This window comes from Staphylococcus microti, assembly GCF_000934465.1.
GTDB lineage: Bacteria > Bacillota > Bacilli > Staphylococcales > Staphylococcaceae > Staphylococcus > Staphylococcus microti.
The window spans coordinates 1-13996 of the sequence record NZ_JXWY01000044.1; the positions used below are offsets into that span (position 1 = coordinate 1).

Here is a 13996-nt window from a genome sequence, read left to right on the forward strand (position 1 = left end):
AGAATCCGAGTCGCTGTCGGAATCCGAGTCGCTATCCGAATCCGAGTCGCTGTCAGAATCCGAGTCGCTATCCGAGTCAGAATCACTATCCGAGTCCGAGTCGCTGTCAGAATCGCTATCAGAGTCAGAATCGCTATCAGAGTCAGAATCGCTATCAGAGTCAGAATCGCTATCAGAGTCAGAATCGCTATCAGAGTCAGAATCGCTGTCCGAGTCAGAATCGCTATCCGAATCCGAGTCACTGTCAGAATCCGAGTCGCTGTCGGAATCCGAGTCGCTATCCGAATCCGAGTCGCTGTCGGAATCCGAGTCGCTATCCGAGTCAGAATCACTATCCGAGTCCGAATCGCTGTCGGAATCCGAGTCACTATCCGAGTCAGAATCACTATCCGAGTCCGAGTCGCTATCAGAATCAGAGTCACTATCCGAATCGCTGTCGGAATCCGAGTCGCTGTCCGAGTCCGAATCGCTATCAGAATCAGAGTCGCTATCAGAATCCGAGTCGCTATCCGAGTCTGAATCACTATCCGAGTCAGAATCGCTATCCGAATCCGAGTCCGAATCACTGTCAGAATCCGAGTCGCTATCAGAATCCGAGTCACTGTCCGAGTCACTGTCCGAGTCACTATCCGAGTCGCTATCAGAATCCGAGTCGCTGTCGGAATCCGAGTCGCTATCCGAGTCAGAATCACTATCCGAGTCCGAATCGCTGTCAGAATCCGAGTCGCTATCAGAATCCGAGTCCGAATCACTGTCCGAGTCAGAGTCGCTATCCGAGTCAGAGTCACTATCTGCATCCGAATCCGAATCTACATCTGGATTTGGCTCTGGTTCAGGTTCTGGATCCGTATCTACATCAGGTACTGGTTCTGGATCATCTTCTGCATGAACGAAGAAGCCTGAGTCAATTGTTAAGTCATCTTCTGTAAGCGTAACTTTAATTCGTAAACCATCAGAATCAACATCATGTTCGCCTCTATGAACGTATGTTGCTGCGTAATCCGTCGGTCTATTAAATACAATTGTATAGTTACCTGGTTTCAAATGATCAAAGTGATAGTTACCATTGTCATTTGTAAGTGTTTGATTGATGATTTCGTCATTTTCATTAAGCAATGTAACGATAACATTACCGATACCATATTCATCATCTTCTTGTACACCGTTTTTATTTGCATCGTTCCATACGAAGTCACCGATAGTGAGTTCTTTTAATGGTATTTTATAGAATCCAGAATCCACTGTTAAGTTGTCTTGATGTAAGTCAACATTAACTGATGTACCATCTGAATCTTTCGCATCATCATCACCTTGATTAGATAGGGTAGGCGTATAACCTTCAGGAGTTACAAATTCAACTGTATAGTTACCTTGTGTTACTTGGTCAAACAGGTAGTGACCGTTCGCATCGGTTGTTGTTCTTCTAACTTCTGTACCGTTTTCATCCTTTAAAATAACAGTGACATTAGCAATACCCGGTTCGTTTGCATTTTGGATACCATCTTTATTTGTATCTTCCCATACCGTGTCACCAACTTTGACGCCATGTGTTAACAAAGTAAAGTGGTTGAATTCAGACCTTTCTAATTCAATCGGAATGCGAAGTCCTTCATTTTTAAAGCTTACTATCTCATCATCACGATTTGGTGGAAAATCATAATCACTGTAATTTGAAACTCTATAACCTTCAGGAGGTATGACTTCTATTGTATAGTGACCACTTTTAAGATGAGGGAATACGTATTCAGCTGGGCCATAGAAGAAATCTTCATCTCCCTCTATATGTCTATGGCTGTATTCATCATTTGTTATGATACGAGAAATTTCATTACCATTTTCATCTCTTAAAATAACAGTAATATCATAACCAAAATTATCAGTACCTAAAACCTCAGATGATGGACCTACTTCATGATACTCTGAAGTCTGACCATCATCATCTTCATCAAGTATGATAAAACCATGTAGCATAAAATCATCTTTGACAAAGCCAGAGTCGATTGTTAAATCATCGTCTGTTAATTCAACAGATACAACTAAACCATCAGAATCTTTTTCTGGATCGAGTTTATCATCGTGGGGGGCTACAGGAGATGACTCATTTGGTATGTGATGAACAAGCGTCGGAATGTATCCTTCAGGAGTTACAAATTCAACCGTATAATGACCTGGGTCTAAGTCGTCGAATGAATAATGACCTTCTGGATCTGTAACTGTACGTTTAATTTCATAATTATAAGCATTTTTTAAGATGACTGTTACGTTTGACAGTGGTTGATCACCATAGCGTGATGAATATGGCTGATCTTGATAACCTAAACCATTATCGCTTCGTTCATGGTTATTTAACTTCGTGTCTTCATATGAATTAGCGTAACTCTCTTTGTCTTCCCATACATGGTCACCAATACGTAATTTATGGAAACCAGAGTCAATCGATAAGTCTGTATCTTCAAGGTAAACAGTCACTCTGTCGCCATCTGAATCTTTGTCAGGGTCCGTACCTTGATGCACACTTGTAGGTTTGTAAAATGACTCAGGACCATATGAAACCTCAGGCGGTGCGAATCTAATCTCATAATATCCAGGAACTAAGCCATCAAAGTGATATTCGCCATTTTCGTCTGTTGTCGTTGTAGTGATGCTGTTATCTTGTTGATTAAAAAGTGTAACAGTAGTACCTGGAAGGCCCGGTTCGTTATCATCTTGAATACCGTCATGACCTAAATCATTCCATACGCGATTACCAATTTTTAAGTTTGGTTTGTAGAAACCAGAGTCGATTGTTATGTCATCGTCTTGAAGATTTACATCAACCGTTGTAAAGTTAGAGTTTTTACCAGGATCATCACCTTGATATGGCTTTGTTGGAACATATCCAGCAGGTGTTTCAAAATCAACAATATAACGACCTTTGTCTAAATGATCAAATAAATAGTGACCGTTACCATCGGTTGTCACACGTTTGATTTCGTGGTAATCCGTATCCTTCAATACAACAGTGACGTTTGCAATACCATGTTCGTCATCATCTTGAATACCGTTACGATTCGTATCATCCCATACGTAATCTCCAATTCGGTATGCTTTTTTATGGAAACCAGCATCAATCGATTCGTTGTTGCCATCTACATGTACGTTAACTGTTGGACCGTCAGAATCTTGTTCTACATCTGGACCTTGATGTGCAGCTGTTGGTTCAAAACCATCTGGCGTTACAAATGTCACAGTGTAGTCACCAGGTGGTACGTTGCTAAAGTGATACTCACCATTTTCATCAGTTGACTTCGTATCTACATTGTTGCCATCTTGATCTTTCAAAATAACAACGACATTAGAAAGGCCAGGTTCATCATTATCTTGAATGCCATCTTCGTCAACATCGTTCCACACTTTGTTACCAATGTCATAGCCAGTTTTATAGAAACCAGCATCAACTGTTGCGTCATGGTCACGTAATTGAATATCAACAGACGTGCCATCTGAATCTTTCGCATCATCAGTACCTTGGTTGATTAATGTTGGTGTATAGCCATCAGGCGTTTCAAACTTAACAGTATAGTCCGCTATTGTAACGTTATTGAAATGATAATGACCATTCTCATCCGTTGAAGTTGTTCGAACGATATTGCCGTCTGAATCAACTAAACGAACGTTCACATTTGGAATACCATGCTCATTGTCATCTTGGATACCGTCTTTATTCGTATCCTCCCATACATAATCACCGATATTAACTTTTGGCACTTTATAGTAACCAGAGTCGATTGTCATATCATCATCAGTTAAATGAACGTTGACACGATAACCGTCAGAGTCTTTTGTATCATCAGTACCTTGGTTTTCTTTCGTTGATGTGTAACCTTCTGGTGCGAAGAATTCAACGCCGTAATCACCTTTTTGAAGATGCTCAAATAAGTAGTGACCTTCGTCATCTGTTACTGTACGTGCAACTTCTGTACCGTCAGCGTTATATAAGATAACTGTTGTACCTGGTAGCGGGGCTTCATTCGCGTCTTGAATACCGTCTTTATTGGCGTCAATCCATACGTAGTCACCAATTTTATAAGAGTGGTTTGTACGGTAGAAACCAGAGTCGATTGTAACGTTATCTTCGTCTAATGTAACAGCAACGTTCAAGCCATCTGAATCTTTTTTGCCCGTGTCATCTTGTTTGACCAATGTTGGTTGATAATCTTCAGGCGCCATAAAGAATACAGTGTAATTACCTTTTTTCAATTTTGTAAATTCATAATGACCTGTTTCATCCGTAGTCGTACGTGTGATTTCATTGTTATTTGCGTCTTTAAGAATGACCGTTACGCCAGCAAGACCCGGTTCATCCGCATCTTGAATACCATCTTTATTTGTGTCATCCCATACGTGGTCACCGATAACAAGTGTTGAAGGCTTTTTGTAGAAACCAGAGTCGATTGTTACATCATCATCTTCAAGTTCTACATCGACATCGATACCGTCAGAGTCTTTATCATCGTCGCCACCTTGTTCAGCAACGGTTGGTTTATAGTCTTTTGGCGTCACAAATGCAATCGTATAGTGACCCGGTTCTAAATCTTGGAAAATGTAGTTCCCGTTTTCATCCGTCACTGTACGATCCAGCACTTCGCCATCAGAGTCTTTTAAAAGTACTGTCACACCCGGTAGTGGTTGTTCGTCATCATCTTGAATACCATTTTTGTTTTTATCGACCCACACATAGTCACCGACACGAACTGTATCAGCAATACGATAAAAACCAGCATCAATAGTAACATCATTATTTTCTAAATGAACAAGCGTGCTTGGCGCATCTGAATCCCATTCAACAAAATGACCATCTAAGTTCTGGATAACTAAGTCATAGCCGTGTGGGGTAATGAACTCAACGATATAATCATTTGGTTCTAAGTTATCAAAGCTGTAATGACCATGTTTGTCAGATACCGTACGTTTTAAGAAGTTGCCATCTTTATCTTTTAAGATGACAGTTACACCACCAAGAGGTTTATCGCCCAAATCATCTTGTACACTATTTGGGTTTATATCATTCCAAATATAATCACCAATACTGTATGTTGGTACGAGTTTTGAGAAACCAGAGTCAATTGTTAAATCATCATGGTTTAAGTAGACGTCTACTGTTGTCCCGTCAGAGTCTTTCTCTGGATCGAACCCTTGACCGATATGTGTTGGACGATAGCCGTCTGGTGTTTGGAATTTAACTGTATATTCAGCTGTCGGTAAATCAGTAAATGAATAGTAACCGTCTTTATCAGTTGTCGTACGTTTAATTTCTTCGCCATTTGCGTCTTTCAAAACAACTGTAACGTCGGCAATACCTTTTTCATTGTCATCTTGAATACCGTCACGATTTGTATCGTCCCATACTAAACTACCAAGTTTATGGAGCTGAACAACTGGCTTTGGCGGTGGCGGCGGTGGTGGGGCACCACAACCACATGTTCTTGGTGTTGGGTAAACGTAGTTGTATCCGTAGTAGTTATTATAAGTACGGAATGCTGTACCCGGTGCTAAGCGAGCGGCAAAATATTCTTCGTTTGTTGGGATATTGCCTGTTGGATAAGCATTTTTAGCAATATCTTCAACTGCAGGACGAACGACGTTATTTTGTGTCGCAATCGCTTGTTGTTGTGCAACTGGATCGAGTTGCGTGTCTGATGCGTTATTATCTTCTGAAATTACTGTTTCTTCTTTTACAGGTGCAACTTCAGGTGCATCTTTTACTTCTGTAACTGTAGTCTCTTCAGTTACTTTCGAGTCAACAGTTGTTGTGTCTGCTTCAACATCCGCTTCCTCATTTACTTGAGTGGCATCAACTGTCACTGCTTTATTTGCTTCAATTGCGTCATTTGCTTCAACTTCTGTTGGCAATGAGGCATCAATTGAATCTGTTGTGTTTTCTGACTGATCTTGTGTTGTTTCCGCAGGTGTTTCTGCTGTTTCTTCCGCTGTTACTTCTGCTTCGTTTTCAAGCGTTGCTGTTTCAGAAGTTTCATCGTCAAGATTGTCTGCATTATCGCTTGCGACAGCAGCAGTTTCCTGCTTGTCAATTTCATCCGCTTTGGCGTCATCGCTTAATCCGAATAATAATGTTGTACCTACCAAAATGGATGCGGCACCGACTGTGAATTTTCGAATTGAGTACTTATTCAGCCGATTGGGAATAAAATCGTACTTTTTATTCATAATTACACCCCTATACGATTTTTTAGCGTATATTCATACTGCTAAGAGAGATTATATGCTAACATTTTTATAAAAACAACATCGAAATTTAATTCAAAAATTTATATATTAATTATTTTGGAATAGCAATCGTTAGAGGTTTTTAGTGTTGGATTTTGTGATTTTTGATTTTGATTTTAAATAGCATTTCGACAGGGGGTAAATGCGTGATTTACCTAGGGTTTTTGTTATGATGGAATGAGTAGAACTATCGTTTGTGAACAAATTAAGCTATAATGAAATGATGAATTTTTAATGAGGAGTTGTGCAACATGGCGGTTAAAAAAATTTTAAATTATAAAACGTCAAACCTACGACGAAAGTCAGCGCCAGTGACAACATTTGATGATACGTTACAATCATTAATTCAAGATTTAGAGGATACAATGTATGATGCGGGTAGTCAGGCACTTGCCGCACCACAAATTGGTGTCAACCAACAAGTGGCACTTATTGACATGGGGCAAGATGGTTTGTTGCAACTGATTAACCCAGAGATTATCTCAACAGGTTCAGAAACGGCATTAGAACTTGAAGGCTGTTTAAGTGTGCCTGAGCGTTATGGAGAAGTAGAAAGAAGTCGTGCAATTGTTGTGAAGAGCTTTGATTTACAAGGGAATCAAGTTGAATTAACAGCGTATGATGATATTGCACGCATGATTTTACATGAGATGGATACATTAAATGGTATTTTATTTATAGATAAGATGCACAAAGAAGTGTCAGCAGCAGAATTGGAGGCGTATTTGGAAGATGAGTAAAATAATTTTTATGGGAACACCTGATTTTTCAACGAAGATATTAGAAATGTTAATCGAAACAGAAGAAGTCGTTGCAGTGGTGACGCAACCGGATAGACCTGTCGGTAGAAAACGTCAATTGACACCGCCACCTGTTAAAAAAGTGGCGTTAGCGCATGACATTCCAGTGTATCAACCAGAGAAGTTGGCAGGCTCTGAAGAACTTGAAACATTAATGACATTGCCGTGTGATTTGATTGTTACAGCTGCGTTCGGTCAATTATTACCCGAAACATTGTTAACTTATCCGAAGTACGGGGCGGTCAATGTGCATGCGTCATTGCTACCGAAATATCGTGGCGGGGCACCGATTCATCAATCTATCATTGATGGAGAAGCTGAAACAGGCGTCACAATTATGTATATGGTCAAACAATTAGACGCAGGAGATATTATTTCTCAACGTGCAATTCCAATTGAAGACAGCGATAACGTTGGCACAATGCATGATAAATTAAGAGATCTTGGAACAGATTTATTACGAGAGACACTACCAAGTATTTTAAATGGGACAAATACACGCACACCACAAGACAGTGCACAAGCTACGTTTGCGTCAAACATTCAACGTGAAGATGAACGCATCAACTGGACACAAGATGCACGTACGATTTTTAATCATATACGTGGGTTATCTCCTTGGCCTGTTGCATATACGAAGTTGGATGATAAAGTGATGAAGTTATATAGTGCGCAAATTGTATCAAATAAAGCAGGTGCGCCGGGTACAATTATTGAAACAACAAAAAAGCAAATAATTGTAGGAACTGGTTCAGAAGATGCGATTGCATTAACTGAAATTCAACTAGCTGGTAAAAAGCGTATGCCTGTCGCTAACTTCTTGAGTGGCGTTCAAGAAGCACTCGTTGGAAAGGAATTACACTAATGACATCAGTACGTGAATTGAGTTTTCAGACGTTAGAAGCTGTGCTGAAAGACGGGGCTTATAGCAATCTTAAAATGAATGAAGTTTTACAAGAACATCCTTTGAGCGCTGCAGACCGTGGACTGTATACGGCACTTGTATATGGCACGTTAAAACGCAAGTTAACATTAGACTTCTACTTAAAACCTTTTGTGAAAACGAAAATTAAAGGCTGGGTGAGACGTTTATTATGGATGAGTGCGTATCAATTTATTTATATGGATAAAATTCCAACGCATGCCATTATTAATGAAGCTGTAAACATTGCTAAAAAAAGAGGCGGCAAACAAACAGGAAATACGGTTAATGCGATATTACGTCAGTTGACAACACAACCATTGCGAGATATAGATGCGATTAAAAAGAAAGAAGAGCGCTTATCCATTCGTTATAGCTTACCAACGTGGATTGTTCGCCATTGGTTAACACATTTTGGTGAAGCAACGACCGAAGCAATCGCGGCACAAATGTTATTGCCTGCTGTTCAAACAGTACGTGTCAATCGCACGAAAACGACGGTTGATGCAGCGATACAACAACTTGAACAAGAAGGGTACCTTGTGACACAAGATCCGGACATTGCGCATTGCTTAGTCGTTGAAGGACAAGGTGTCATGCAATCAAAATTATTCCAACAAGGGATGATGAGCATTCAAGACAAAAGTTCGATGTTTGTCGCTGAAATGATGGACTTACAACCGGGAGATCATGTACTCGATTGTTGTAGTGCACCGGGTGGTAAAGCATGTCATATGGCAGAGATTTTGTCGGGCGATGGCAACGTGTTAGCAACGGATATTCACGACCATAAGATTGGCTTAATCCAGCATAATATTGATAAATTAGGATTAACGGGTATTCAAGCACGACAACAAGATGCAACAACGCCATTTGACGGGCAGTTCGATCGCATACTCGTTGACGCACCGTGTAGTGGACTCGGTGTTTTACGTCATAAACCAGAAATTCGCTATACGATGATGCCTGAAACAGTGGAGCAACTCGTTCAAATTCAATTACAAATACTTGAGAATGTTGCGCAAAATTTAAAAAACGGTGGCGAGTTGATCTACTCAACATGTACAATAGAACAAATGGAAAATGAAAATGTCATTTATACATTTTTAAAAGCACATCCAGAGTTTGAATTTTCAATGATACGTGACCCTAGAACAGGCACAGATGTGAAGACATTACAATTATTGCCACAAGATTTTGATGCAGATGGCTTTTTTATAACGAAGATTAGAAGAAAGGATCAGTGAGATGATAACAGCAGAAAAGAAGAAAAAGAACAAATTCTTACCTGATTTTGAGAAACAATCAATCTACTCCGTGCGCTTTGACGAAATGAAAGATTGGTTGAAAGCACATGGACAACAAAGCTTTAGAGCGAAACAAATTTTTGAATGGTTGTATGACAAACGTGTCAATCAGTTTGACGAGATGACGAACTTATCGAAAGACTTGCGTCAGTTGCTTGCAGACAACTTTACAATGACAACATTGGAAACGGTCGTTCGACAGGAAAGTCGTGACGGCACGATTAAATTTTTATTTGAATTACAAGACGGTTATACGATTGAAACCGTATTGATGCGTCATGAGTACGGGAATTCTGTTTGTGTGACGACACAAGTAGGCTGTCGAATTGGTTGTACGTTCTGTGCGTCAACGTTAGGTGGTTTGAAACGTAACTTAGAAGCGGGCGAAATCGTATCACAAGTGTTAACGGTTCAAAAAGCATTAGATGAAACGGATGAACGTGTATCTTCAATCGTTATCATGGGAATCGGTGAACCGTTTGAAAACTATGATGAAATGATGGATTTCTTAAAAATTGTCAATGATGATAACGGCTTGAATATCGGTGCGCGTCATATTACTGTATCGACATCAGGGATTATTCCACGTATTTACGATTTTGCGGACGAATCATTACAAATTAACTTTGCGATTAGTTTGCATGCGGCGAACAATGACATTCGATCACAATTGATGCCGATTAACCGTGCGTACGATGTGAATAAGTTGATTGAAGCAATCGAATATTATCAACAAAAGACAAATCGCCGTATTACATTTGAATATGGATTATTCGGTGGCGTCAATGATCAGCTGACACATGCACGTGAGTTGGCAGCGTTGATTAAGCATTTAAATTGTCATGTGAATTTAATTCCAGTGAACCATGTACCAGAACGTAACTATGTGAAAACGCCAAAAGAAGATATTTTTAAATTTGAAAAAGAGTTAAAACGACTTGGTATTAATGCAACGATTCGTCGAGAACAAGGTGCAGATATTGATGCAGCGTGTGGCCAATTGAGAGCGAAGGAACGAGAAGCAGAAACGAGGTAGAGAGCGATGTTAAACGCAGAACTTTATTCGATAACCGGACATTATCGTGACCAGAACGAAGATGCAGCGGGTGTATTTTATAATCAAACAGATCAGCAGTTACTCGTCATGTGCGATGGCATGGGCGGGCATTTAGCTGGAGAAGTTGCATCACAATATGTCTTGGAAGCTTTGCAAGAACGTTTTGAGCAAGAAAACTTAATCGAACCACATCAAGCAGAGGCATGGCTTAAAACGGCGTTACAAGCAATTAATAGAGAACTCTATATATTAGCGCAAGAGAATGAGGCATATGCCGGCATGGGTACAACATGTGTATGTGCACTCGTATTTGAACATCATATTGTCGTCGCAAATATTGGCGATTCACGCGCATATTTAATTAATAGTCGTGAATGTGATCAAGTGACGATGGATCATACATTTGTGAATCAGCTTGTCATGCTAGGTCAAATTACGGAAGCAGAAGCCTTCCAACATCCGAAACGTCATATTATTACGAAAGTGATGGGGACGGACAAACACGTCAAACCCGACATTTATACACGCCGTACGAATTTTTATCAATATTTATTGTTGAATACGGACGGATTGACGGATTACGTTACAAAAGATGAAATGCATGAGTTGTTAATGGCACAAGACGGTTTGAAACAAACAGGCGATGCTTTGTTAGCGAGAGCAGAAGCAAATGAGGCGAAAGACAACGTGTCATTTATTTTAGCAGAGATTGCAGGTGATCCAGTATGATTGGTCGTATGATTGGTGAACGTTACGAAATTCAACAAGTGCTCGGTGGCGGCGGTATGTCTAAAGTTTACGGTGCGATGGATACCATTTTAGACCGTAAAGTTGCAATTAAGCTTATTCAAATTCCACCGAGTGAGAAGCAAGCGACGATTGATCGTTTTGAACGAGAAGTACAAAATACAACACAACTGTCTCATGAAAATATTGTCAGCGTCTGGGATGTTGGGGAAGAAGATGACTGTTTCTATCTTGTGATGGAATATATTGAAGGCATGACACTGTCAGAATATATTAAAACGCATGGTGCGCTTGAACCGAAAACAGCAGTTGCTTATATCAATCAAGTGTTACAAGGCATTCAACATGCGCATGAACAAGGCATTGTACATCGTGACATTAAACCGCAAAATATGATGATTGATCCAAACGATACGATTAAAATTGTGGACTTTGGTATCGCTAAAGCATTGAGCGAGACGACGATGACTCAAACGAACCATGTCATTGGGACTGTACAATATTTATCGCCTGAACAAGCAAAAGGCGAAAAGACAGGTGAACAGTCTGACATTTATTCAATCGGTATTGTGTTGTATGAGATGTTAACAGGGTCAGCACCATTTACAGGCGAAACGGCAGTAAGTATTGCGATTAAGCAAATACAGGAGAACGTACCGAATGTAACGGAACAACATGCTGACATTCCGCAAGCGTTGAGTAACGTTATTTTAAGAGCGACTGAGAAAGAGCCAGCCAATCGTTATAAAACGGCATCTGAAATGTTACACGATGTTGCAACGGTTTTAGACCCGAGTCGTGCGAACGAGCCGGTTTATGAAACAGAAGACGATGCACTCACCAAAACAGTCGCATTAGATAAAAATGCGTTGAAACAACAACAAGAACCTGCATCGAATGACACGGCAAACATTCCAATTGTACCGACAGCACAAACAAATGCATCAGCCAATGCAAGACCACGTACGCAACGTGCAGCAGTAACCGGTGCATACGCGGCAAAGCCTAAACGTTCACGTAAAAAGAAAGTGATTGCAGGACTCGTATTAGTCCTATTGTTCGTCGGACTTTTCTTCTTTGTGACAGCAGCCGTTATGGGTAACAAATATAGCCAAGTCCCAGACGTACTAGGACAAACGGAAGAACAAGCGACACAGACACTTAAAGATGAAAACTTAAAAGTTGGTAAAGTCGTGAAAGTGTACAGCAATCGTTTTGAAGAAGGGCATGTCGCAGGTATCAACCCCGGTCAAGGTACAAAAGTAAAACAGAAAACAGCTGTTGACCTCATGGTGTCTAAAGGGGAACATGTAGAAAAAATGCCAGACTTAGTCGGACGTCCAAAAGTAGAAGCCGAAGAGATCTTAGCAAAACTTGGCTTTGAGAAAGTCGAATACACAACAGCGTATACGCAAAATGACATCGCAAAAGGAAATGTGGAGGCACAAAGCGTTGCACCTGGTACAGAAGTATCCGTGACGAAAGAAAAGATTTTAATTACGGAATCACTCGGTAAACGTAAAGTGTTTGTTGACGACTATACGAATAAAGACATTGAAGAAGCGCGAGCAAAACTTGAAGCGGAAGGTCTGACTGTAACGGTAACAAAAGAACGTGAAGACGATAAAGTGAAAGAAAACCACATTATTAGTCAAACGCCGAAAAATAAAGAAGTGGATGAAGGATCAGAAGTCAAATTTGTCGTATCACTCGGTTCAGGTGATGAAGAGGATGACGCCGACAGCAAAGATAAATCCAAAGATAAAGAACCACCAAAATTTGACAAAAGATATTCCCAATCGTTTGTTATCCCGTATACAGGTCAAAATAACAAACCACAAAAAGTTGAAGTGTATGTCAAAGATAAAAATAACGATGGTCAAAAGCCGCATACATTTGAAATTAAAAAAGATACACCGCAAACATTGAACTTTACAATTGCAAGTGATAGCAGTGCGAGCTATCGCGTTCTAGTAGACGGTAAAGAAATCAACAGCGGTCAGATTGATTATGATGATTTCTAAGTGAAAAAGCAGGAAAACCGCAAATTGATATTGTGCGTTTTCCTGCTTTTTTAAGGGGGGTAATAGCAATGTTAAGAGAGATACTTATATGGTTTGTTTTATTGGTATTCAGTATAATTAACTCTATTTCAGTTGCACTCGGACACGACACGCTATTTAATATATCACTGTGGCTATCGTGGGTGTTGGTAGCGGTGATGACAGTAATCATCGTTGTCATACGCTTATTTAGAAAATCTATCCGAGCGAAATATCGTTTTGAGCAGGACATAGCAGATGACTTAAATTTAGAGCCAAATGCTTACTTTTTTCAATTACCGTTATATATTATTGCAGATCAAAAAATGCCTGTGTATGGCGTAGAAAAAATAACATTTACGCCAACATATTTTAATTATCTCCATAGATTTATCAGTTTATTTGGATTTTCTTCGTTGTATAGCACATATGTAATTTCTGAAAGTAATGAAGTGAAAATTGTGCTAATAAACCCTTTTTCATTAAGGTATCAATATAATGTGTACCTCAATAACGAATATATTGGTATTTTTGAAATGAAGAGACTTTTCAAGGATAAAGGTATCAAGCAACAATTGCCGTATGTTTTTAAGTCTCGTGAGCAACAGTATTTTTTCAACAATGACTATATGAGTGCCATCACAACGATTTCAGATGCGAATGACAATGTTGTCTTTCAAGCAAACAGAAGTTTTATGGATTTTTCGAAGAGTAGTCAAACACAACAACGTGGCGAAAAGCATAATGTGACGCTGTATGATAGCGAACAATGCATCGAACTATTGTTAGCCCTTTATATACAAGCGATGATTAATAAACATACGCAAAAATAGCCTTGAAACCATCAATTGTTT

The 13996-nt window shown here is 39.7% G+C and carries 8 protein-coding genes; 7 read left to right on the forward strand and 1 reads right to left on the reverse strand.

Annotated features, from left to right (window positions below; genetic code table 11):
• Positions 1–6207 (reverse strand): SdrD B-like domain-containing protein (locus TP70_RS12730; protein ID WP_052502896.1); only part of this gene is annotated, 6207 nt, incomplete at its 3' end.
• A 311-nt stretch (positions 6208–6518) separates the two neighbouring features.
• Between TP70_RS12730 and def the strand changes: the two genes are divergently transcribed.
• The 7 genes from def (at position 6519) to TP70_RS07845 (ending at position 13975) form a co-directional block, all read left to right on the forward strand.
• Positions 6519–7007, forward strand: a complete 489-nt coding sequence (gene def, locus TP70_RS07815) for a peptide deformylase (RefSeq protein WP_044360786.1) — start codon at positions 6519–6521, stop codon at positions 7005–7007.
• Complete coding sequence (gene fmt, locus TP70_RS07820) at positions 7000–7932, forward strand: methionyl-tRNA formyltransferase (protein ID WP_044360788.1); 933 nt, start codon at positions 7000–7002, stop codon at positions 7930–7932. Before def ends, fmt begins: the two co-directional genes overlap by 8 nt.
• A complete protein-coding gene (gene rsmB, locus TP70_RS07825) occupies positions 7932–9236 on the forward strand; it encodes a 16S rRNA (cytosine(967)-C(5))-methyltransferase RsmB (protein WP_044360790.1) in 1305 nt (434 codons plus the stop codon). The genes fmt and rsmB overlap by 1 nt, the downstream gene beginning before the upstream one ends.
• A 1-nt stretch (position 9237) precedes the next feature.
• Positions 9238–10332 carry a dual-specificity RNA methyltransferase RlmN gene (rlmN, locus tag TP70_RS07830; protein ID WP_044360792.1) on the forward strand — a complete coding sequence of 365 codons (1095 nt, stop codon included), beginning with the start codon at positions 9238–9240 and terminating at the stop codon, positions 10330–10332.
• 6 nt (positions 10333–10338) lie between these two features.
• A complete protein-coding gene (locus tag TP70_RS07835; protein ID WP_044360793.1) occupies positions 10339–11082 on the forward strand; it encodes a Stp1/IreP family PP2C-type Ser/Thr phosphatase in 744 nt (247 codons plus the stop codon).
• Entirely contained in the window at positions 11079–13124 is a 2046-nt protein-coding gene (gene pknB / locus TP70_RS07840; protein ID WP_044360794.1) for a Stk1 family PASTA domain-containing Ser/Thr kinase, read from the forward strand. The genes TP70_RS07835 and pknB overlap by 4 nt, the downstream gene beginning before the upstream one ends.
• 68 nt (positions 13125–13192) lie before the next feature.
• Entirely contained in the window at positions 13193–13975 is a 783-nt protein-coding gene (locus TP70_RS07845; protein WP_176579757.1) for a hypothetical protein, read from the forward strand.
• Positions 13976–13996: the final 21 nt, after the last annotated feature.

Excerpts from the sequence above, each read along its gene's own strand:
- def (WP_044360786.1), top strand. The coding sequence starts at position 6,519 with ATGGCGGTTAAAAAAATTTTAAATTATAAAACGTCAAACCTACGACGA.
- fmt (WP_044360788.1), top strand. The coding sequence starts at position 7,000 with ATGAGTAAAATAATTTTTATGGGAACACCTGATTTTTCAACGAAGATA.
- rsmB (WP_044360790.1), top strand. The coding sequence starts at position 7,932 with ATGACATCAGTACGTGAATTGAGTTTTCAGACGTTAGAAGCTGTGCTG.
- rlmN (WP_044360792.1), top strand. The coding sequence starts at position 9,238 with ATGATAACAGCAGAAAAGAAGAAAAAGAACAAATTCTTACCTGATTTT.
- TP70_RS07835 (WP_044360793.1), top strand. The coding sequence starts at position 10,339 with ATGTTAAACGCAGAACTTTATTCGATAACCGGACATTATCGTGACCAG.
- pknB (WP_044360794.1), top strand. The coding sequence starts at position 11,079 with ATGATTGGTCGTATGATTGGTGAACGTTACGAAATTCAACAAGTGCTC.
- TP70_RS07845 (WP_176579757.1), top strand. The coding sequence starts at position 13,193 with ATGTTAAGAGAGATACTTATATGGTTTGTTTTATTGGTATTCAGTATA.